18 protein-coding genes are annotated in these 22,224 nt (G+C 49.6%); 3 read left to right on the forward strand and 15 right to left on the reverse strand.

Annotated features, from left to right (window positions below; translation table 11 throughout):
* Positions 1-27: 27 nt before the first annotated feature.
* The 15 genes from dnaE to rpsB form a co-directional block, all read right to left on the reverse strand.
* The gene (dnaE, locus tag JKP77_RS09175) at positions 28-3,492 is read right to left on the reverse strand and encodes a DNA polymerase III subunit alpha (RefSeq protein ID WP_218310881.1); all 3,465 of its coding nucleotides are present in this window, start codon (positions 3,490-3,492) and stop codon (positions 28-30) included.
* Between the two features lie 34 nt (positions 3,493-3,526).
* Entirely contained in the window at positions 3,527-4,099 is a 573-nt protein-coding gene (rnhB, locus tag JKP77_RS09180; RefSeq protein ID WP_218310882.1) for a ribonuclease HII, read from the reverse strand.
* Positions 4,092-5,246: a lipid-A-disaccharide synthase gene (gene lpxB / locus JKP77_RS09185; protein WP_218310883.1), complete on the reverse strand. Its 1,155-nt coding sequence runs from the start codon at positions 5,244-5,246 to the stop codon at positions 4,092-4,094. Before lpxB ends, rnhB begins: the two co-directional genes overlap by 8 nt.
* Position 5,247: 1 nt before the next feature.
* Complete coding sequence (gene lpxA / locus JKP77_RS09190) at positions 5,248-6,018, reverse strand: acyl-ACP--UDP-N-acetylglucosamine O-acyltransferase (RefSeq protein WP_218310884.1); 771 nt, start codon at positions 6,016-6,018, stop codon at positions 5,248-5,250.
* A 1-nt stretch (position 6,019) separates the two neighbouring features.
* Positions 6,020-6,469, reverse strand: a complete 450-nt coding sequence (fabZ, locus tag JKP77_RS09195; RefSeq protein WP_218310885.1) for a 3-hydroxyacyl-ACP dehydratase FabZ — start codon at positions 6,467-6,469, stop codon at positions 6,020-6,022.
* A 179-nt stretch (positions 6,470-6,648) separates the two neighbouring features.
* The gene (locus JKP77_RS09200) at positions 6,649-7,164 is read right to left on the reverse strand and encodes an OmpH/Skp family outer membrane protein (protein WP_218310886.1); all 516 of its coding nucleotides are present in this window, start codon (positions 7,162-7,164) and stop codon (positions 6,649-6,651) included.
* Between the two features lie 54 nt (positions 7,165-7,218).
* Positions 7,219-9,693, reverse strand: a complete 2,475-nt coding sequence (gene bamA, locus JKP77_RS09205; RefSeq protein ID WP_218310887.1) for an outer membrane protein assembly factor BamA — start codon at positions 9,691-9,693, stop codon at positions 7,219-7,221.
* A 56-nt stretch (positions 9,694-9,749) separates the two neighbouring features.
* Positions 9,750-11,102 carry a sigma E protease regulator RseP gene (gene rseP / locus JKP77_RS09210; RefSeq protein WP_218310888.1) on the reverse strand — a complete coding sequence of 451 codons (1,353 nt, stop codon included), beginning with the start codon at positions 11,100-11,102 and terminating at the stop codon, positions 9,750-9,752.
* Complete coding sequence (gene ispC / locus JKP77_RS09215) at positions 11,102-12,283, reverse strand: 1-deoxy-D-xylulose-5-phosphate reductoisomerase (RefSeq protein WP_218310889.1); 1,182 nt, start codon at positions 12,281-12,283, stop codon at positions 11,102-11,104. Before ispC ends, rseP begins: the two co-directional genes overlap by 1 nt.
* On the reverse strand, positions 12,283-13,146 hold the full coding sequence (locus tag JKP77_RS09220) for a phosphatidate cytidylyltransferase (protein ID WP_218310890.1): 864 nt from the start codon (positions 13,144-13,146) through the stop codon (positions 12,283-12,285). Before JKP77_RS09220 ends, ispC begins: the two co-directional genes overlap by 1 nt.
* 52 nt (positions 13,147-13,198) lie before the next feature.
* Complete coding sequence (gene uppS / locus JKP77_RS09225; RefSeq protein ID WP_218310891.1) at positions 13,199-13,978, reverse strand: polyprenyl diphosphate synthase; 780 nt, start codon at positions 13,976-13,978, stop codon at positions 13,199-13,201.
* A gap of 8 nt (positions 13,979-13,986) precedes the next feature.
* Positions 13,987-14,544: a ribosome recycling factor gene (frr, locus tag JKP77_RS09230; RefSeq protein WP_218310892.1), complete on the reverse strand. Its 558-nt coding sequence runs from the start codon at positions 14,542-14,544 to the stop codon at positions 13,987-13,989.
* Between the two features lie 18 nt (positions 14,545-14,562).
* Positions 14,563-15,303, reverse strand: coding sequence for a UMP kinase (pyrH, locus tag JKP77_RS09235; protein WP_218310893.1), 741 nt, complete (start codon positions 15,301-15,303; stop codon positions 14,563-14,565).
* Between the two features lie 189 nt (positions 15,304-15,492).
* Complete coding sequence (gene tsf / locus JKP77_RS09240; RefSeq protein WP_218310894.1) at positions 15,493-16,365, reverse strand: translation elongation factor Ts; 873 nt, start codon at positions 16,363-16,365, stop codon at positions 15,493-15,495.
* A 120-nt stretch (positions 16,366-16,485) separates the two neighbouring features.
* Complete coding sequence (rpsB, locus tag JKP77_RS09245; protein WP_218310895.1) at positions 16,486-17,217, reverse strand: 30S ribosomal protein S2; 732 nt, start codon at positions 17,215-17,217, stop codon at positions 16,486-16,488.
* A gap of 335 nt (positions 17,218-17,552) precedes the next feature.
* Here rpsB and map point away from each other — a divergent pair, with 335 nt between their 5' ends.
* From map to dapD, 3 genes are all read left to right on the forward strand, one after another.
* On the forward strand, positions 17,553-18,347 hold the full coding sequence (gene map / locus JKP77_RS09250; RefSeq protein WP_218310896.1) for a type I methionyl aminopeptidase: 795 nt from the start codon (positions 17,553-17,555) through the stop codon (positions 18,345-18,347).
* Positions 18,348-18,620: 273 nt separating this feature from the next.
* The gene (gene glnD, locus JKP77_RS09255; protein WP_218310897.1) at positions 18,621-21,272 is read left to right on the forward strand and encodes a [protein-PII] uridylyltransferase; all 2,652 of its coding nucleotides are present in this window, start codon (positions 18,621-18,623) and stop codon (positions 21,270-21,272) included.
* On the forward strand, positions 21,269-22,093 hold the full coding sequence (dapD, locus tag JKP77_RS09260) for a 2,3,4,5-tetrahydropyridine-2,6-dicarboxylate N-succinyltransferase (protein WP_218310898.1): 825 nt from the start codon (positions 21,269-21,271) through the stop codon (positions 22,091-22,093). Before glnD ends, dapD begins: the two co-directional genes overlap by 4 nt.
* Positions 22,094-22,224: the final 131 nt, after the last annotated feature.

Raw genomic sequence — 22,224 nt, forward strand, 5'->3', positions numbered from 1 at the left:
GCCTACCCTTGTTTGCGTTTCAGCAATCTAGTGATAGTGAATTCTGACTGCATCGTCACCCAGACACTGCTTGAGATCATGTAACAGCTGATCCTCTGGTGTCACATACCATTGTGCACCACATGCCAGTGTCACCTCTGCGTCGGGGTGTACAATATCAAATTGCACCGGGCAACTTCCCCCATTGAATGACTGCAGTATCGTCTGAAGCGATGTCATGGTTTTTTCCTCACATTGCTTAGTATCAATGTGCAGTGCCAGCGCTTTCGCATTTTTTTCTCGCGCCTGAATAATATCCATGGCATCCCGGGCGGTGATTGTATTGCCCCCCGAGAAATCATCAAAGCTGACCTGTCCTTTAATCAGCAAAATTCTGTCTGATTCCAGGATACTTTCAAACTGCTCATACATATCCGGGAAAAAGCGTACGTCCATTCTGGCGCTTTTATCATCTAATGTCACGATAGCCCAGCGACGTCCACGTTTATTGGTCATCACCCGCACGCCAAGCACCAGCCCCACCGCCGTTGCCATCTGATCTTTACCGGTCGGTTTTAAATCCACTAACCGGCCATCTGAGTAATGACGAATTTCATCAGCATACTGATTAATAGGGTGACCGGTCAGGTACAGCCCGAGCGTATCCTTTTCCCCTTCAAGCCAGACTTTCTCCGGCCACTGTGGCACATCGGCAAAAGCCTGCTCCACTTCTTCCGGCTCGGTTGTGAGCAGACCAAACATATCAGACTGTCCAAACGACTCGGCTTTAGCATGCTGACCGGCTGCCGCTATCGCTTCCGGCAGCGACGCCATCAGCGCGGCCCGGTGCGGGCCAAGGTTATCCATAGCCCCTGCCAGTACCAGCTTTTCCAGTACCCGCTTGTTTACCCGCTTTATATCCACTTTAGCACAGAAATCGAACAAGTCAGAAAACGCGCCGTGCGCTTCACGCGCCTCGATAATGGCTTCAATCGGGCCTTCTCCCACCCCTTTGATTGCGCCAATACCGTAAACAATACGGCCTCTTTCATCTACTGTGAACTTATAACGGCCTGCATTCAGATCGGGCGGTAAGATTTCCAGCCCCATGCGACCGACCTCGTCGACCAGCGTTACAATTTTGTCGGTATTATCCATATCCGCCGACATAACCGCTGCCATAAACTCGGCCGGATAGTGAACTTTCAGCCACAGCGTCTGGTAAGAGACCAACGCATAGGCAGCAGAATGCGATTTGTTAAACCCATAACCGGCGAACTTTTCCACCAGGTCGAATATTTTCATCGCCAAATCAGGATCGATATTGTTCTCTTTCGAACCTTCAGCAAATACCGCCCGCTGCTTTTCCATCTCTTCAGGCTTTTTCTTACCCATGGCGCGGCGCAGCAAGTCAGCGCCACCGAGTGAATACCCCGCCATCTCCTGGGCAATCTGCATTACTTGTTCCTGATACAGAATAATGCCGTAGGTAGGTTCAAGAATTTCCTGCAAGCACTCGTGCTGGTATTCTGCATCCGGGTAAGAGATCGCCTCGCGGCCGTGCTTACGGTCAATGAAGTTATCAACCATGCCCGATTGCAACGGCCCCGGCCGGAACAGCGCTACCAGTGCGATGATATCTTCGAAGCAGTCAGGTTTGAGGCGCTTGATCAGCTCTTTCATTCCGCGCGATTCCAACTGGAATACGGCGGTAGTTTCAGCAGCCTGCAACGAGCGAAAGCTGCGTTTATCTTCCAGCGGTATCGCGCTGATATCGATATCTTTGCCCTGCCCCTCTTTGATCATATCCAGTGCCCACTGGATGATGGTCAAAGTACGAAGACCAAGGAAGTCGAACTTTACCAGGCCGGCGGTTTCCACATCGTTTTTATCAAACTGCGTAACCGGGTTATTTCCCTCGTCATCACAGTAAAGCGGGGCAAAATCAGTGATGGTGGTGGGAGCAATAACCACGCCCCCCGCGTGCTTACCGGCGTTTCGCGTTACACCTTCAAGAATGCGGGCCATGTCGATGAGATCTTTGACATCCTCATCGTCATTATATAACTCAGGCAAACGCGGTTCAGCTTCAAACGCCTTGCCAAGTGTCATGCCGGGATCCGGCGGAATAAGCTTGGAGATGCGATCAACAAAACCATAAGGGTGCCCCAGCACCCTGCCCACATCACGCACCACGGCTTTTGCAGCCATGGTACCGAAGGTGATGATCTGCGATACCGCCTGTCGGCCGTATAGTTCGGCAACGTGGTCGATTACCTCATCACGACGGTCCATACAGAAGTCGACGTCAAAGTCGGGCATTGATACCCGTTCAGGGTTAAGGAACCGTTCGAAAAGCAAATCGAATTCCAGCGGATCCAAATCGGTGATCTTAAGTGCATAAGCGACCAGTGAGCCCGCACCGGAACCCCGTCCCGGACCAACGGGTACGCCGTTATCTTTACTCCACTGGATAAACTCCATCACGATCAGGAAGTAACCCGGAAATCCCATCTGGTTAATCACTTCCAGTTCGATTTTCAGGCGCTCGTCGTAGCCCGGACGCATTTCCTGGCGTTTACTTTCATCCGGGAATAAAAACTCGAGTCGCTCTTCAAGACCTTCCTCTGACACTTTTACCAAAAAGTCTTCTGTCGTCATGCCGCCGGTAGGAAACTGCGGCAGGAAGTACTCGCCTAACCGCACAGTCACGTTACAGCGCTTAGCAATTTCTACTGTGTTCTCAATCGCCTCAGGGATATCGCTGAAAAGCTCGACCATTTCCTCTGCAGTACGCAGGTATTGCTGATCGCTGTAACGTTTCGGTCTACGGGTATCATCCAGGGTGAAACCATCATGGATAGCCACCCGAATTTCGTGCGCATCAAAACCTTCACGCTCCAAAAAGCAGACTTCATTGGTTGCCACCACAGGCAAACCGCGCTGCTCTGCCAACTCCACTGCGTGATGCAGATAATCTTCTTCTCCGGGGCGACCTGTACGAATAAGTTCTACATAAAAGCGATCCGGGAAGTGCTGTTGATAAAAGCCTACCGCCTCTTCGAGTATTTTGGCGTTGTTCTTCATTAAACCTACGCCCACATCCCCCTGCAGGCCGCCGGAAAGCACAATGACGCCCTCGGCATGCTCAGCCAGCCAGGCCTGATCAATGGCCGGGCGATGACACACGTAGCCCCGCAAATACGCTTTTGAAATCAGCAGGGTAATATTTTTATAGCCTTCGTTATTCATTGCCAGCAGAGTCAGACGGAAAGGCTCTTCAGCGAAGGTGTCGTTAATTACCCAGAAATCGGTACCAATGATCGGCTTGATGCCACGGCTGTGGGCATCAGAATAAAACTTCACCAGACCACACATATTCATCTGGTCTGTTATCGCCACAGCGGGCATTTGTAGTTCTTCCACTTTGGCAAGGATAGGCTTGGTTTTGTTAAGCCCGTCCATCATGGAATAGTCACTGTGGACGCGTAAATGGATAAACGGCGACGACATTTCTTGCAGCACTCTTATTGTTCGTTGTTATCCGCTATTTTGCCGTGAGGACGGCCTGAACGGGTTTAAAACTCTGACGGTAACACGGTAACACACCATGCTCAGCAAGCGCAGCGAAATGTGCTTTGGTTGGGTAGCCCTTGTGCGCCGCAAAACCATACTGAGGATACGTTTTATCAAGCTCAAACATATCCGCATCGCGTTCAACTTTGGCCAGAATTGACGCGGCTGAAATCTCTGCATGCAAACTATCGCCTTTCACCACGGCTTCTGCTCGATAGGACCAGTCCGGAACACGGTTGCCATCGACTCTGACAAAGTCTGGCTTGATGGATAACCCCTGCACTGCGCGGGTCATTGCCAGCATGGTGGCGTGCAGAATATTCAGCTGGTCGATTTCCTGCGGCGTTGCCCGGCCAATTGCCCAGCACAACGCATCACGTTTAATGATTTCAGCAAAGGTATTACGCTTTTTTTCCGAGAGCTTTTTGGAATCGGTTAGCCCTTCGATGGGGCGCATCGGATCCAGGATCACGGCAGCGGTAACAACATCCCCTACCAGCGGGCCCCGGCCGACTTCATCGACACCGGCAATATGCTTATCCACGAATTTCCCCCAGTACGGCTTTTGCCGACGTCTTATCAGCATCGCACTTTAACGTGCTGTGGATGGCAGTAAACTCGCGGATAAGATCTGTATTATCCGACTGAAAGTAGTGCATGACATGCTCGCAAAGATTTTCAGGATTCACCTCTTCCTGCAGTAACTCAGGAATAAGCCGTTTATTCGCCAACAGGTTTGGCAAAGCGAAGTACGGCGCTTTATACAGCCACTGCATCATTCTGTATGTCATCGGTGCCAGCTTATAAGCGGCCACCATCGGGCGCTTACACAGCATGGCTTCTAAGGTGGCAGTACCCGAAGCCAGTAAAATCGTATCGCTGGCGATCATGGCTTCACGGCTTTGCCCCTGCAGCAGCTTGATAGCATTACGGGGCAGCGCAGCATCACAATGCTCGCTAAGGTAACTGTCTATCTCTGCCATCCTGTAATCATTAACGGCAGGAATGACGAACTGACAATCTGGCAACCGTTTACGTATCAGTTTCATGGTGTCGACGAAAACCGGCAACAGCGTGGCAACTTCGCCACGACGGGACCCCGGCAGGACAGCCAGCACCGGCTTATCGTCAGCCAGCGCCAGTGTGGCTCTGGCATCGGCCTGGTCAGGGGCCAGCGCGACCGCATCCGCCATGGTATGTCCAACAAAGGTATAGGGCAAGTCATACTTGTCATATACCGTTTGTTCGAAAGGAAATAATCCCAGTACACGATTAACGGCGGCCTTAATCTTGTGAATACGCTTTTCGCGCCAGGCCCAGACTGTCGGGCTGACATAATGCACGGTCGGAATGCCACGAGCCTTTAATGCTTTTTCCACTCGCAGGTTAAAGTCAGGTGCATCGACACCGACAAATACATCCGGTGGATATTGTTCAAAATGCGCAAGTAAGGCTTTTTTCACCTTAAGAATGGCAGGCAAATGAGAAAGGACTTCGACAAGTCCCATAACTGACAGGGTTTCCATGTCGAACAGCGAACGGCAGCCTGCAGCCTGCATATTGGTTCCCCCGATGCCTTCGATGATCGCATCAGGGTGCAGGCGCTTTATTTCGGCAATCATACCAGCGGCGAGCACGTCCCCTGAGGGTTCGCCCGCCACCACTCCAATGCGTAAGGGTTTGTCTGGCATGTTAGCGGATAATACCGCGCTCGGCGTGCTTCAGAAACTCCACCAATGTGGCAACATCATGATGTTCTGACGCTGCTGAGTTGAGCTTTTCAACAGCTTCATCAATGGTGTTCCCTTCACGGTAAATAACGCGGTAAGCGCGCTTTATCGCCATGATCGTGTCTTTGTCAAAACCACGACGGCGCAACCCTTCCGAATTGATCCCCTGTGGGATGTGTTTATGGCCACTGACCATTACAAACGGCGGCACATCACGAAGGATGATCCCACCTGCGCCCAAAAAGGCATGTGCGCCGACTTTGCAAAACTGATGTATACCTACCGCACCACCGACAATCGCAAAATTATCGATATGAACGTGGCCGGCAACGGCGGTGTTATTCGCAAGGATAATGTCATCACCCAGCACGCAATCGTGTGCGACATGGGCGTTCACCATCAACAGGTTGCGAGAACCAATAATGGTTATACTCTCATCCTGAATAGTACCGCGATGCACCGTTACGCCTTCGCGAAACACGTTATCATCACCAATGCTCAGCTCGGTTCGTTCACCGGCATATTTTTTATCCTGGCAGTCTTCTCCGATAGAAGAAAACTGATAAAAAACATTGTTCTTTCCAATTGTCGTCGGCCCACGAACCACCACGTGAGACTTAAGCACGCAGTTGTCGCCGATGACCACATCGTCATCGACCACACAAAAAGGGCCAACCGTGACATTTTTGCCCAACGTGGCCTTGTCAGATATCACGGCAGTAGAATGGATCACGTTATACTATCTCTCTGATTGCACACATAAATTCAGCGCTACACGCTTCCTTTCCATCAACGGTAGCCACACCTTTAAACTTCCAGATCCCTCTGCGTTCTTTCAAAAGTTGTATATCGAATTCCAGTTTGTCTCCCGGAACGACAGGGCGCTTAAAGCGCGCGCAGTCGATGCCTGCGTACAAGTATAGCTGATCGTTTTTACCCATGGTCTTGAAACCAAGAACGCCAGCAGCTTGCGCCATGGCTTCTAAAATCATCACGCCCGGAAATATAGGACGGCCCGGAAAGTGTCCGGTGAAGCACGGTTCGTTAACCGTTACGTTTTTATAAGCCTGGATGGATTCACCCAAAACGTAATCTGTCACCCGATCAATCATAAGAAAAGGGTAACGGTGGGGAAGAAGATCGAGGATTTCCTGGATATCAATGGTGTTGAGTGAATTGGCCAAAAGTTTCTCCTAATGCCACAACGTAAGCGCAAAGCCTTCCTCTGAGCCTCAGTTGCCAAACTATCTTAACGGCGGCAACCATACGCTTTTCCGTGTTAAAAACAAATCAGACCAACGCCTTGCAGCGTTAGTCTGTTTGTTTATTCTACACTGAAACGAAAAATATCGTTCAGTCAGAATTAATTGGTTTTATCTACCTGCTGCAATACTTTTTCTGACAGGTCGTGCTCTTCTTTCGCGAAAGACACTGCGCCAGCGTTTAGTACCAAGTCATAACCTTCTTTAGCGGCCACTGCATCGATGGCTTGCTTAATCAGGCCCAGCAGCTTGTTTCGCTCTTCGTTGCTACGGCGCTGAATATTTTGCTGTAACGGCTGACCCTTTTCTGCTAACTGGTCGCGTACATCAAGAATTTTTTGCTGCAGTTCTTTCTTTTCCTGCTCGCTCATCGTTGCCGCATCACGCTGAAGGCGCTCAGCGAAAAACTGACCATCGCGCTGAAGTTGATTAACTTCTTCAATCTGGTCTTTAAATTCCATCTGGATGCTGTTTTGAATCTCAGCCGCCTGCGGCATTGCCTGAAACACACCCTGTACATCTACTACGCCGATTTTTTGCTCGGCCATAACCGAAGTACTTACTAGCGCACTACCTAACATCGCGGTCGCAACGATATGTTTTGCAAACTGTTTCAAAAGGAACTCCTTTTTTATATGCGTCTTATTGTTACCGGTAAGTTACCGGGATAATTAGAATGTCTGTCCGATATTAAACGTGAAGAATTTTGCGTCATCGCCTTCACGTTCCTGAATTGCCCTCGAGAAACTGAAAACCATCGGACCCATTGGTGATATCCATTGTACAGAAATACCAGCGGAACTACGATACTGTGTCCAATCTGAATAGTCCAACAGAATGTCCCGAGAGCTATAGGGTCTGAGATCTTCATATCTGTTGTAGTCAAACTCTGTATCCCAGACGTTACCCACATCAAGGAACAGGCTGGTTCGTACTGAATTATCCATGTCCTCTTCCACGAATGGCGTAGGAACGATTAACTCTACACCACCCAGTGCCATTGCATTCCCGCCCAGGCTCCGGCGCGAAATTCGCAGCAGGTCGCGGGAAGGATCTGCAGGATACTGCACACCGTCCGGTCCTGTGATGGTGCCTCCGGAAAGCCGTTCGATACCGCGAGGGCCTACCGTGTTATTTTCAAAACCGCGCAGCGTATCACTACCACCGGCAGTAAAGTTTTCCGTAAACGGCAGGATTTGTTCATTGCCGTTGATATCGCCATAACCGTTACCGTAACCAAGACGTAATCTTGCCAGGAAAGACCAGCGTTGATTACGCGATAGCGGGAAGTACCACTTGCCGTCAAAGATGGTTTTGAAATAGTTTACGTCAGAGTTAGGCGTGGTAATACTGAATGACGCACGCTGCGTTGAACCTGCGGTTGGGAAAAGTCCGCGGTTAAGCGTGCTTCGACTCCAGCTCACGCTCGCCAGGTAGCTGTGGTAATTAATTGCCGCATCGGGATCGTCATTATCAAGGAACTGATTATAAAACTGTTCCGTTTGCTCGTAATACCCGCGGTTATACAACTCCACATTCGAGTACGTAAGACCGAAGTTAATTCGGTTAAATTCATTTATCGGATAACCGATATTCGCCCCGACAGACCACTGTTTCGAGTTGTACTGAATAACGTTAAAGTCAGAACCGTCAAACTCGGAATAACCAATAGTTCCACCCAGACTGATTCCGTCGATAGTAAAGAAAGGGTCGTTATAAGTAATCTGTGCCGACTTCTGATAGGCAACAGTACTGACATTAAACCCAATGCGCTTACCTGTTCCCAGGAAGTTGTCCTGCTGGATCCCCGCCTGCAGACTCAGTTTGGTACGGTCACCGTAACCGATACCGGCATTAAAGGAACCTGAGGGCTGCTCTTTGACGTTAAAGTCAATATCAACCTTGTCGTCCTGGCCAGGAATACGGATGGTTTCAAACTCCACCTCTTCCATATACGTCAGGCGTGACAGGCTGTTTTTGGATGACTCAAGCATGCCATTGGATAGCCATGCCCCTTCCATTTGTGACACGTTCTGACGCAGCACATTATCGGCTGTGATCACGTTACCGTTGAAGTTGATGCGGCGAACGTAAATACGCTTACCGGGATCGACTGAGAGTGTCAGCTTAACCGTTTTGTCTTCGTCGTTAATATCCGGAACGGTGGTCACGGTCGGATAGGCATAGCCGAAGCGACCCAGGTATTTACTGATAAATTCCTCGGTATAAGTGACTTCGGCCTGATTATAAAGCTCGCCCGGCGTCAACGGCAGCACACGTTCAATGTACTCTTCGTGGCCAAGCAGATCGCCCACCAGCTCTACTTCAGAAATGGTGTATTGTTCGCCTTCGGTGACATTCAGTGCAATGTAAATGCCTGATTTTTCTGGTGTCATCGATACCTGGGTTGAGTCAATATTGAAACGCAGGTAGCCGCGGTCAAGATAATAATTGCGCAGGGTCTCCATATCGCCTTGCAACGTTTGTTGCTGATAGCGGGTTTCTGATAAGAAATCCCACCATGGCGTATCATACTGAAGCTCCATGTCTTCCATGAGTTCAGTATCAGAAAACAGCTCATTGCCGACGATATTGATTTGCTGAATTTCAGCCGCATCGCCTTCTTCAAACAACAGCTTTAAGTCAACCCGGTTGCGTGGCAATGGCGTCACAATTGCCGTGACGTCGGCATTGTATTTACCGATGGAATAGAAGAAATCTTTCAGACCATTCTCGATAGAGGCCAGCACGGTTTTATCCAAAGGCTCGCCAACACGAATACCATTGCCGTCCAGACTTTCCTGCAACTGCTCATCTTTGATGTCATCATTGCCATCAAAGATTATGTTACTGATGGTAGGGCGTTCAGACACGCGTACAACCAGCGTATCGCCGTCACGCAGAATTTCGACATTTTCAAAGTGAGTGGATGAGTACAGAGAACGAATAAGCTGCGTTACCCTGAACGTATTCAGTTTGTCCCCAACCTGCACTGGCAGGTAGGTCAGTGCGGCACCCAGTGCGACGCGCTGAAGACCTTCTACCCGGATATCATCGACAACGAATTCACTGTCTGATGCTGCAGCATTGGCAAAGCTAGCACTGGATAACATCATTCCGGCTGCTACTAACTGTTTTAACTTCATCTATTTTTCTTTTCCTGGCCGCGTTTGCTGTTAGCGTTATTCTTTTACCCGAGTATTTATACTATGCGGGCTATATCATTGACGATAGCGAGTCCCATGATCATAAAGAGCAAGGCGCCACCGATCCTAAATCCCCATTCCTGTGTCGCTTCAGACACTGGCTTGCCGGTTATCCACTCAATGATGAAATACATCAGGTGGCCGCCATCAAGCATGGGCAACGGTATCAAATTTATAATGCCTAAATTCACACTAATTAAGGCAAGGAAGCTTAAGAAATAGGCCAGACCGTATCCGGCACTGATCCCTGCTCCCTGTGCAATTGAAATGGGGCCGCTGAGATTTTTCACCGAAACATCGCCGGTAATCAGCTTGCCAAGCATTTCAACGCTTAACGTCATCAGTCGCCAGGTTTTATCCATGGCGTTGGCCATCGCGTCGATTGGACCATACTGATGAGTAAACACGTAACCTTCCGGCCACGGTTCAGAATTTGGACTGACACCCAAATAGCCATTTTGGCCTTCCGGAGTGTCGCGACGCGCAATGGTGGCATTGATCCGTTGCTCCTGTCCATCCCGAAGTACAGTTATCGTTACTGTTTCTCCGGGCATATCCGTTATCGTATCCACCAACGACTGCCAGCTGGCGACATCGACGTCGTTCAATGCCAGTATCGTATCGCCAACCTGAATACCGGCTGACTCTGCTGGTGACCCTTCACCAATGTAAGCTATTTCAAGCGTTGGCTGCGGTCGGAACGGCACGATCCCCAAACTGTTTAAAGCAGACTCTTTATCAGGGTCAAAGTTCCAGTTCGACAGTGAAAGAGTCAGTGATTCCTGCTGACTGCCGTTTCTTTGTACAATGACGCGCGCTGAATCACTGCCTATTTGCGAAACCAGTTCCATATTAACAGCTTCCCAGTCCGCCGTTTCGCGACTGCCGACCTGTATAATTTCATCACCGGCCTGCATGCCGGCATTTGCGGCGATGGCTTGCTCAGTCACATCGCCTACAACCGGTTTTACCGTTTGCAATCCGACCAGGTACATAACAAACAACGCAAAAATGGCAAACAGAAAGTTAACGCCGGGACCAGCAGCAATGATGGCCATCCGCTGCCCGACGGGTTTGTTATTGAAGGCCTGGTCCTGCAACTCAGGCGGCACTTCATCAACCCGACCATCAAGCATGCGCACATACCCACCCAGCGGAATAGCGGCAACCACAAATTCGGTGCCGTGACGATCAGTGCGGCGCCATAACGGCTTACCGAAACCAATGGAGAAACGTTCTACTTTCACACCACAGCGCCGGGCAATATAGAAATGTCCCCACTCGTGAACAGCAACCAGGATCCCGAGTGCGACGATGAATGCCGCCAGGCTCCAGAAAAAGGAAAACACTATGAAAAACCTCTGATGATTTGTTGCGCGACTTCCCGGGCAGCATGATCCTGCTCCAGAATTTGTTGGAGTGAACAAACGGTCATAGGTTCCATCTTATTCAGCGTTTCTTCGTTCACTACGGCGATATCGGTAAACCTGATTTGCTTGTTAAGAAACGCACCCACTGCCACTTCGTTGGCGGCATTGATGCGCGTAGTGGCAGCCTGCCCTGAACGGCACGCGTCAATGGCAAGCTTTAAGTTGGGATAACGTTCCATACAAGGGGTATCGAAGGTGAAGCTGGCGATTTTACTGAAGTCGAGCGTCTCTACACCGGCATCAATTCGCTGAGGCCAGGCCAGGCCATAAGCGATCGGTGTGCGCATGTCCGGATTCCCCATTTGCGCAATCACCGACCCATCCACATACTGCACCATAGAGTGGATCATGCTCTGTGGATGCAACACGACAGTAATATCGTCAGCACTCGCGCCAAAGAGCCAGCATGCTTCGATGAACTCAAGTCCTTTGTTCATCATCGTCGCAGAATCGACCGTTATTTTTCGTCCCATATCCCAGTTAGGGTGATGGCAGGCCTCTTCTACCGTTATCTCTTTAAAGGTGGAAATCTCACGTTCTCTGAACGGTCCGCCAGAACCGGTCAGCAGGATACTGGATATACCGGCAGACTGCAGATTGCCGTATTCAAAGTCCTGCGGTAAACACTGAAAAATAGCGTTGTGTTCGCTGTCGATAGGTAAGAGCGTGGCACCGGACTGTTTTGCTGCATCAATAAACAGTGCACCTGACATCACCAGGGCTTCTTTATTTGCCAGCAGGACTTTCTTAGCCGCTTTTACCGCAGCAAGGGTTGGAATCAAACCCGCAGCGCCAACGATGGCCGCCATGACAATATCCACTTCCCCGGCGCTGGCAACTTCTTCGAGCGCACGCTGACCACAAAGAATATCCGCTGTCACACCATAGTCTGCAGCCAGCTTTCTGGCGTCATCAAACAAGGCTTCATCGGCAACAACGACAAATCGCGGAGAACATGCCTTGGCTTGCTGCATAAGCAAATCCAGCTGACTGTTGCCGGTAATGGCAAACACCCGATAGTCGTCCGGATGCCGTGAAATAACATCCAGCGTGTTACACCCGATAGAGCCGGTGGCTCCTAATACAGTGACGGTTTGCATCACGCCATCCAGGTGACATAACAGAAGGCAAATACCGGAAACGCAGCAGTCAGACTATCAATGCGGTCCAGTACGCCGCCGTGCCCTGGCAGAATACGACCACTGTCTTTGATTCCTGCACAGCGCTTGAGCATACTTTCGTTGAGATCGCCCAGCGCCGATACTGCCACGGTTACTCCACCAATCAGCAGGTGTAACCAGATCCGTGACGGCTCAACCTGATAATGCAGCGCAGCAAACGCAATAATAGCAAATGACGCCGCTATGCCACCGAGCAGCCCTTCCAGAGATTTACCCGGCGATACATTAGGACGCAATTTGTGACGGCCAAACTTCACACCGACAAAAAACGCACCGATATCGGCAGCCCAGACAATACCCAGAACATAAAAAATCAACGATGCGCCATAAAACGGATCGACGTCATGCAGGCTGGTACGCAGGGCAATAACCGCCACCCATGTAGGAATGAGGGTTAAAAAGCCAAACAGTGTTCTTACGCTGCGGCTGTTACGCCAGAAAGCGGTGTACTTAGGGTATGCCAGTACCATTATCAGCGATGCGGCCCACCATACGATGGAAAGGCCAAGAATGAGTCGGTAGAACCAGTGCAGTTGGCCCTGATACCATATCATTGACGAATCTACGGCGAGAGTAAGCAGAACACAGATCACGAAGGTCGCAATCATATACAGAATTTTTTTCGGACGTTCGGTAATGCCCGACATATTTGCCCATTCGTAGCCGCCCAGTGCGACTACACCAGCAATGGCAAGTTCAAACCACCAAATCGGTAAAAACAGAATGGCCATTAAGGCCAATGGTGCAAGTATCAGTGCTGTTATTATTCGTTGTTTTAGCATAGTAGGCTTTCAGCTCCTGTCGTCAGGCCTTGCGTTGTGCCTTAGCACAGGGCTAGCTTTGCACCGTGGTGATCTGCTCACCAGTCAAACCGAAGCGGCGCTGGCGAACATTGTAATCATCCACGGCCTGTTGGAACACCTCTTCAGAGAAGTCCGGCCACAATACATCAGTGAAGTACAATTCCGCATAGGCGCATTGCCACAGCAAGAAGTTACTGATGCGATGCTCGCCACCAGTACGGATTAACAAATCCAGTTCAGGCAAAGAGGCGGTTGAGGTGTATGAATTGAAAACGTCTTCTGTGATATCTTCGCGCTGCAGCTCGCCGTTACTGACAGCCTGTGCAACACACTTGGCAGCATTCACAATATCCCATCGTCCGCCATAGTTAGCAGCGATATTTAACACCAGATCATCATTGCTTTCGGTCATCGCTTCGGCTTTGCGGATCTTTTCAACCAGCTTACCGTCGAACGCGTCCACATCACCAATCACCTTCAGGCGAACACCATTTTTATGTAACCGTTTCGCTTCACTGTTTAACACCAGGTTAAACAACTCCATCAGCACGCTGACTTCTTCTTCAGGGCGTTTCCAGTTTTCACTGGAGAATGCAAAAAGTGTCAGCGATTTAATGCCGGTTCGTCTGGCAAAGCGCACAACCGCGCGCACCGACTCTACGCCGGCCTTATGACCGAAGGTACGAATTTTCCCTTTCTTTTGCGCCCAGCGACCGTTGCCATCCATAATAATGGCTACATGCTGAGGGCCGATAATACCGGCCTGCACTTCAGGCGTCGCTGCTTTTGCGCTGGACCGCTTTCCTAACATGACGTTATTTATACTTCCATCAGTTCTTTTTCTTTATCTGAAAGCATGGCGTCTACTTTCTTTATAAAGTCATCAGTGATTGACTGAATATTTTCTTCCGCTGCGCGACTTTCATCTTCACTGATTTCTTTTTCTTTCAACAGCTCTTTTACATCACTGTTGGCATCGCGACGAATATTGCGGATAGAGACACGGCCCTGCTCTGCTTCATTGCGCACAACACGGATAAGATCTTTACGACGCTCTTCCGTCAGCGGCGGCAACGGGATGCGAATGGTGGTACCTGCGCTCATCGGGTTCAGCCCCAAATCCGCCTGCATAATCGCCTTTTCCACGGCCTGGATCGCACTTTTGTCAAACACGGTCAGGGCTAACGTACGGCTGTCTTCAGCAATCACGTTCGCAACCTGTTTTAACGGTGTATCAACACCATAATAAGGGACCTGAATACCGTCCAGCAAACTTGGGTGTGCACGACCCGTGCGAATTTTACTGAACTGGCCTTTCAGTGCTGTGATACTTTTTTCCATACGCTCTTGCGCATCTAATTCGATTTCATCAATCACAATCGTGTTCCTATTTTTTTAATTAACGCTTTCTGCGTGATCAATCAGGGTACCTTCTGGTTCACCCATTACTACCCGCTTAAGACATCCCGGCTTATTCATGTTAAACACACGAATTGGCAGGCTGTGATCGCGAGCTAGTGTAAAGGCTGATAAGTCCATGACTTTAAGCTCTTTCTCAAGCACTTCCTGATACGTCAGAGAATTGTATAGCGTGGCATCCGGATTCTTTACCGGATCGTCGCTGTAAACACCGTCAACTTTGGTGGCTTTTAATACTGCATCGGCTTCAATTTCGATACCGCGAAGACAGGCAGCAGAGTCGGTAGTAAAGAATGGATTACCGGTACCGGCGGCAAAGATAACTACGCGGCCGGATTTCAGCAAACTAATGGCTTCAGCCCAGTTGTAAGCATCGCACACGCCATTTAGTGGAATGGCTGACATCAGCCGGGCATTCACAAATGCTCGATGTAAAGCGTCGCGCATTGCCAGTCCGTTCATCACCGTTGCCAACATACCCATATGGTCACCCACAACACGGTTCATGCCCGCTTTCGCCAGGCCTTCACCACGAAACAGGTTACCACCGCCGATAACCAGGCCGACTTGCACACCTAACTCAACCAGTTCTTTAATTTCCTGCGCCATGCGATCGAGGACTTTCGGATCAATACCAAAGCCTTCTGACCCCATCAGGGCTTCACCACTAAGCTTTAATAAGATGCGTCGGTATGCAGATTTAGGTGTGATACTCATTGTTTGATTTGTCCTCATGAACTCGGCTTGTCGTATGCTTCTTAACTGAAAACATAGGACAAACCGACTCTTCACTTTACTTCTACATCAATCACAAAGAAAGTGTGAGCCCTACTTATAAAAAAGCACCTCCGAAGAGGTGCTCGTAGTGTATCCGACTATCGCAGATTGCAAAAGTCAAACGCCCAATTATTTCTTGGCCGCTTCCATCTGCGCTGCAACTTCTGCTGCGAAGTCTTCAGATTTCTTCTCGATACCTTCACCCACTTCAAAGCGGATGAAGTTGATAACATCTGCGCCTTTGCTTTTCAGCAATTCAGCAACGCTAATAGAAGGATCTTTCACGAATGGCTGACCTGTCAGGCTCACTTCGCCGGTGAATTTCTTCATACGGCCAGCAACCATTTTTTCTGCAATTTCAGCAGGCTTGCCAGATTGCATAGCGATTTCGATCTGGATTTCTTTTTCCTTCTCAACCACTTCTGCAGGAACGTTTTCAGGCTTAACGAACTGTGGGCTCGCTGCAGCAACGTGCATTGCAACGTCTTTTGCCAGCTCTTCATCACCACCTTCAAGGATAGCGATTACACCGATACGGCCGCCATGTACATATGCACCCAGGTTGTCGCCTTCAACGTTGATAACGCGACGAGGAGAAATGTTTTCGCCGATTTTCGCAACCAGTGCTTCACGCACTTCGCTGATCTTGCCACCATCAACTTCAACGTCCATCAGAGCGTCGATATCGTTGATGTTGTTTTGAGCAGCAGCATCGATTACCTGATTACCAAACTTCAGGAAGCTGTCGTCGCGTGCAACGAAGTCAGTTTCACAGTTCAGCTCAAGCATTGACGCCTGCTTACCTTCTACTTTGGTCAGGATCACACCTTCAGCGGCGATACGGCCAGCTTTCTTAGCGGCTTTTGCCTGACCTGATTTACGCATGTTTTCAATGGCCAGTTCGATGTCACCATCGGTCTCAACCAGGGCCTTTTTACAATCCAGCATGCCCGCGCCAGTACGCTCGCGCAGTTCTTTAACTAGTGCTGCAGTCACTGCCATTTTTCAATTCCTCAGCATTAAAATGAATTTGATAGGAAAAGGGGCGGTTGCGCCCCTTCAAACACGTCAGTGTCATGCTGCCATGTGAACTCTCTGTGACAGCACTTCGCGTGCTATTGCTTACTCAGCGGCTTCTACGAAGTCGTCTTGTTCAGCTTGTACTTCCAGGTTGCTTTCGCGACCGCTGTTAACAGCGTCAGCAGCAGCGTCCAGGTAAAGTTGGATAGCGCGGATCGCGTCATCGTTACCTGGGATGATGTAATCAACGCCGTCTGGGTTTGAGTTAGTATCTACCACACCCACTACCGGGATACCCAGGTTGCGCGCTTCTGTTACAGCGATGTGCTCGTGGTCAGCATCGATAACGAAGATTACATCAGGCAGACCGCCCATGTTTTTGATACCGCCCAGGCTGTTTTCCAGCTTGTCCATTTCACGCTGAAGCATCAGAGCTTCTTTCTTGGTCAGCTTTTCGAACGTTCCGTCCTGGCTTTGTTGCTCAAGGTCTTTCAGACGCTTGATTGACTGGCGAACTGTTTTCCAGTTTGTCAGCATGCCGCCTAACCAACGCTTGTTCACGTAGAACTGGTCACATTTAACCGCAGCATCTTTTACCGCCTCACCTGCAGCACGCTTTGTACCAACGAACAGAATTTTACCTTTCTTAGCAGCTACGCCAGAAAGATAGTTCAGAGCGCCGTTAAACAGAGGTACTGTTTTTTCCAGGTTGATGATATGAACTTTGTTACGAGCACCGAAGATGTAAGGCTTCATCTTAGGGTTCCAGTAACGGGTTTGGTGACCGAAATGCACGCCGGCTTTCAGCATGTCACGCATAGAAACATTAGCCATTTTAATTTCCTCTTGGGGTTAGGCCTCCATACACCCTCTTTATCGATCCGCTTCGCAGACACCCCGATAAACAGTCACAGTGTATGTGTGTTTTATTAATAAATTCGTACCTTTACCAAGACCGTTTCAAAACGATGTTTTTTCGACAGTCTTCGAAGGCGGGCGCTTTATACCATGCAAAGCCATCTAACACAAGTTTTGCGGCGAGTTTTGGTACGGTCTGAGGCTGTGCTGACTATACAGCGGGCAGCTTAACCGTTACCATATTCCATATTATTGGCGTGCTATAGGTATCTGTTGCGCGCAAATCGTTTAATCAATTATCGAGGATCACAGTGGCTGCTTTTATCAAAACCGCTGAAGAAATAGAAAAAATGCGCATTGCAGGCAAACTAGCCTCTGACGTATTAACCATGATCACTCCCCACGTTAAGAAGGGTGTGACCACTGACGAGTTAAATACCATTTGCCATGACTACATTGTGAATGAGCAAAAAGCGGTTCCGGCACCGTTGAACTATGGTCACCCGCCGTTTCCAAAGTCTATCTGCACGTCAGTGAATCACTGCATCTGCCATGGAATACCGTCAGATAAGAAGTTAAAGGACGGTGATATTATTAATATCGACGTTACCGTGATAAAAGACGGGTACCACGGTGATACCTCTAAAATGTTTATCGTCGGCAAACCCAGTATTCTTGCTGAGCGTCTTGTGCGGGTAACGCAGGAAGCGCTGTATAACGCCATCAAACTCGTAAAACCGGGAGCCACTCTTGGCGATATCGGCAATGCCTGTCAGACTCACGCAGAAGCGCATAACTATTCAATAGTCCGAGAATATTGTGGGCATGGAATTGGTGCAGGTTTCCACGAAGATCCGCAAATCGTTCATTACGGCCGCCCTGGCACAGGAGACGTGCTTGAGCCAGGTATGTGCTTCACTATTGAACCGATGGTCAACGCTGGCAAGCGCTATTCAAAAGTGCTTCCCGACCAGTGGACCGTAGTCACTAAAGATCGCAGCCTGAGTGCGCAATGGGAACACACGTTACTGGTAACAGAAGACGGTGTAGAAATTCTCACACTTCGTGACGAAGAAGAGATCCCTCGCGTCATCAGCCACAGCTAACCCGTTGGCGGGGCATTGCTTTCCCCGCCCTTTTCTGAATCCAATCTGCATGTGGCATTCCCAGCCTTGCAACCCGCAGAATATGCAGAGACTACCTGAGCATAGCCATCGATCTTCCTTACACTGCTTGCTGTTATTGCTATTCTAATATCATTTTTTCATATCTATTCACTTTTTGGTGCTGGCTATGCGCGATGTAGGCACTGCGAATTTATTTCAAATCATGGTATGGTTCAGTCCGTTTTTCTTTGAAGTAACGACAAAAGGCGAATTTTGACTCTGCAATCTGTAATAGAACAAGTAGACACCATTACCAGCGTCGATGACCTGCCTGCTATCAAGCAATGTGTCAGTAACAGCTATGACTGGCTGAAGACCTCTTTCGACACGATCCCGGTAAACCAGCTTGTAACCGGTCGCGCGCAATTTGTCGATGCGCTGCTTTGCCATTTGTGGGAACTGTTTGGACTTACCGCAGAGCAGGAACTGGCGCTATGCGCAGTGGGCGGGTATGGACGAGGACACCTGCAACCCTATTCCGATATCGATTTACTTATCGTCAGCAAAAAGCCGCTTGGACAAAGCGCTCAGGAAAAAGTCGGCCAGTTTATAACACTACTGTGGGACATAAAGCTGGACGTAGGGCAGTCGGTCAGAACCATTAAAGAAACCGTAAAGCTGGCTAAAGAAGACATCTCTATCGCCACAAACCTGGTAGAGAGCCGACTACTGTGTGGTAGCGAAACCGTTTTTGAAAAGTTATGGGAAGAAGTTAACGGGCGCAATACCTGGACCAGCAAAGCCTTTTTTGCCGCCAAATATGACGAACAGCAGGCACGGCATGCCAAGTTCAATGGCACGGCCTATAACCTTGAACCCAACATTAAAGAAAATCCGGGATGTCTGCGGGATATTCAGTCTATCGGTTGGGTGGCGAAGAAGCACTTTAAAGAGTATGACGGCTGGAACCTGGTGGGTCATGGTTACTTCACCGAGCAGGAACACAGCGAACTCATCACGTGCCGGATGCACTTGTGGAAAATTCGCTGTGCGCTGCATCTCGTAGCCGGTCGCAGTGAAAACCGGTTGCTGTTTGATTATCAGCCTGACGTCGCCGCCATGCTCGGCTATGGCGAAGAGGGTAAGCGTTCTGTCGAAAAAATGATGCGCGATTTTTTCCGTGTGGTGAGACGCGTATCTGAACTTAACCGCATGCTACTGCAGCGATTCAGCTACGACATGCTTAACCAGTCGGTTCAGCACACGTTGCACATAAATGACGACTTCAGTCTGCTCGACAATATGATTTCGCCCCGCCACGACAACGTGTTTAACAGCCCGGAAGCCATACTCGATTTCCTCATGCTAATCGCTAACACGCAGGAAGTGAAAGGCCTGGATACAGACTGCATCAGACAACTGCGCGATGCCCACCGCGCTTTTGAGACCGAATATTTCGTAGAGCGTGAGGCTTGTCGGGACAAGCTCATCGCGCTGTTTCGCCATACGGCATTCTTTGATTTCGCGTGGGACATCATGCATCAGTACGGCATTCTGCAGGCTTATTTGCCGCAGTGGGACGCGATCGTGGGCATGATGCAGTTCGACTTGTTCCATGCCTACACCGTAGATGAGCATACGCACCGTCTGGTTAAGCATGTTAATCACTACTTCTCAAAGGAAAATAAGGCATTTCCCCGCTGCGGGCGCATCTGCCGTAATCTTGATAAACCCGAAATCCTTTATATTGCAGCCATATTCCACGATATAGCCAAAGGCAGAAACGGCGATCACTCTACCCTGGGTGCACAGGATGTGCTGGACTTCTGTGAACTGCATAAGATCCCCAGCGAAGATGCGCACCTGATCAGCTGGCTGGTAGAAAATCATCTGCTGATGTCAGTAGTGGCGCAGCGCCGGGACATTTACGATCCGGATGTGATCAACGAATTTGCCAGCGCAATGCGAAGCCACACGCACCTGAACCTGCTTTATACACTAACGCTCGCTGATATTCGCGCGACTAACGATAACCTGTGGAATGACTGGAAAGCCTCATTACTTCGTGAGCTTTATCTCATGACGCAAAAAGCTCTGGATAACGGCCTGCAATGCCAGGTGACGTTGAACGAGCGGGTTGAGACACATAAGCTTCTGGCTAAGCAGGCCCTGTCAGAACAAGGGGCAGATATGCATGCGGTGGATGTGCTGTGGGCGCGCCTTGATGACGACTACTTCGTGCGCTTTAAGCCAGCGCAAATTGCCTGGCACACGCAGGAAATTATCAATGCGCAGGCTGACTGGATGGGCGCTGATGACACACGCTTACTGGTAAGAGCGAATGACGGCAGTGCCAAGGGCGGTACCGAAATTCTCATTTACGGCAAAGATCGCAAAGCGCTGTTCGCGCAGGTCGCTTCGGTGCTGGATAGCCGCAACTGCTCGATACACGATGCCCACATAACCGTAACCCGTGACGGTTATGTCTTTGACAGCCTTCTGGTACTGGAAAACGACGGGTCACGTTTATCGTCAGATTCACGCATCAAAACGCTTGAAAAAGCCATATACGAGCAGCTGGAGAAACCTGGACGAGCACATGACAATAAGCGTAAACTGCCGCGGCAGATGCGTCAGCTGGATGTGCCCACGAAGGTTCGCTTTTTTTCGATTGGCGACGATGCCACCTTAGTTGAACTGGAAGCGCTGGACGCACCAGGGATTTTGGCAAAGGTCGGCCATGCGTTTGTGGACTGCCAGGTCACACTAAAACTTGCTAAAATCGCCACTATTGGCGAACGCGCAGAAGATATATTTATTGTCAGCAATGATGCGGGCAAATCGTTAACCCAGGAACAGCAGGTTGCGCTGAAGAAGCAAATCCTGTTTAAACTCGATCAACTTGAAGATATCACCATACCATGAATGAATTGAAAGCCATTATCGAAGATGCCTTTGAAAACCGTGACGCGATCAGCCCTTCTGCGGCACCTGAAGAAGTAAAAAAAGCGGTAGCTGACGCTATCGACATGCTCAATGCCGGTACTGCCCGGGTGGCGGAAAAGATTGCCGGTGAGTGGGTAGTTCATCAGTGGCTGAAAAAAGCCGTACTGCTTTATTTTCGTCTTCATAATAACCAACTCATTGATGGTGCTGAAAGTCAGTTTTACGACAAAGTACCGCTGAAATATACCGACTACACAGAAGCACAGTTTGCCGCCGAAGGTGCGCGTATCGTGCCACCTGCAGCGGTACGTACCGGCTCTTACGTGGGCAAGAATGTTGTCGTGATGCCGTCATATGTCAATATTGGCGCCTATGTCGATGAAGGTTCAATGGTTGATACCTGGGCTACGGTTGGCTCATGTGCACAGATTGGTAAGAATGTGCACCTTTCCGGCGGCGTCGGTATTGGTGGCGTACTGGAGCCGCTGCAGGCGAATCCAACTATCATTGAAGATAACTGCTTCATCGGTGCACGCTCAGAAATTGTTGAGGGTGTTATTGTTGAAGAAGGTGCGGTGATTTCGATGGGCGTGTATATCGGCCAGAGTACCCGCATTTATGACCGGGAAACCGGTGAAGTGCATTATGGCCGGGTGCCAGCCGGCTCGGTAGTTGTGCCAGGTAACCTCCCGGGCAAAGACGGTAGCTACAGCCTGTATGCTGCTATTATAGTGAAGAAAGTGGATGCGAAAACCCGCGCGAAAGTGGGCATTAACGCCCTGCTTAGAAGCGCAGAGTAACGTTGAATGTAAAAAAAGCGGCGTGAAATTTCACGCCGCTTTTTGTTTTGTACTTGTCCCGTCCTGAAATACGTAGACATAAAGAGGACTTCTTTATGACAACTTCAAGTAATCAAAGACCTAAGCGCACA

This window comes from Alteromonas antoniana, assembly GCF_019249295.1.
Classification (GTDB): Bacteria; Pseudomonadota; Gammaproteobacteria; order Enterobacterales; family Alteromonadaceae; genus Alteromonas; species Alteromonas antoniana.

Excerpts from the sequence above, each read along its gene's own strand:
- dnaE (WP_218310881.1), bottom strand. The coding sequence starts at position 3,492 with ATGTCGTCGCCGTTTATCCATTTACGCGTCCACAGTGACTATTCCATG.
- lpxB (WP_218310883.1), bottom strand. The coding sequence starts at position 5,246 with ATGCCAGACAAACCCTTACGCATTGGAGTGGTGGCGGGCGAACCCTCA.
- bamA (WP_218310887.1), bottom strand. The coding sequence starts at position 9,693 with ATGAAGTTAAAACAGTTAGTAGCAGCCGGAATGATGTTATCCAGTGCT.
- ispC (WP_218310889.1), bottom strand. The coding sequence starts at position 12,283 with ATGCAAACCGTCACTGTATTAGGAGCCACCGGCTCTATCGGGTGTAAC.
- JKP77_RS09220 (WP_218310890.1), bottom strand. The coding sequence starts at position 13,146 with ATGCTAAAACAACGAATAATAACAGCACTGATACTTGCACCATTGGCC.
- uppS (WP_218310891.1), bottom strand. The coding sequence starts at position 13,978 with ATGTTAGGAAAGCGGTCCAGCGCAAAAGCAGCGACGCCTGAAGTGCAG.
- pyrH (WP_218310893.1), bottom strand. The coding sequence starts at position 15,303 with ATGAGTATCACACCTAAATCTGCATACCGACGCATCTTATTAAAGCTT.
- tsf (WP_218310894.1), bottom strand. The coding sequence starts at position 16,365 with ATGGCAGTGACTGCAGCACTAGTTAAAGAACTGCGCGAGCGTACTGGC.
- rpsB (WP_218310895.1), bottom strand. The coding sequence starts at position 17,217 with ATGGCTAATGTTTCTATGCGTGACATGCTGAAAGCCGGCGTGCATTTC.
- dapD (WP_218310898.1), top strand. The coding sequence starts at position 21,269 with ATGAATGAATTGAAAGCCATTATCGAAGATGCCTTTGAAAACCGTGAC.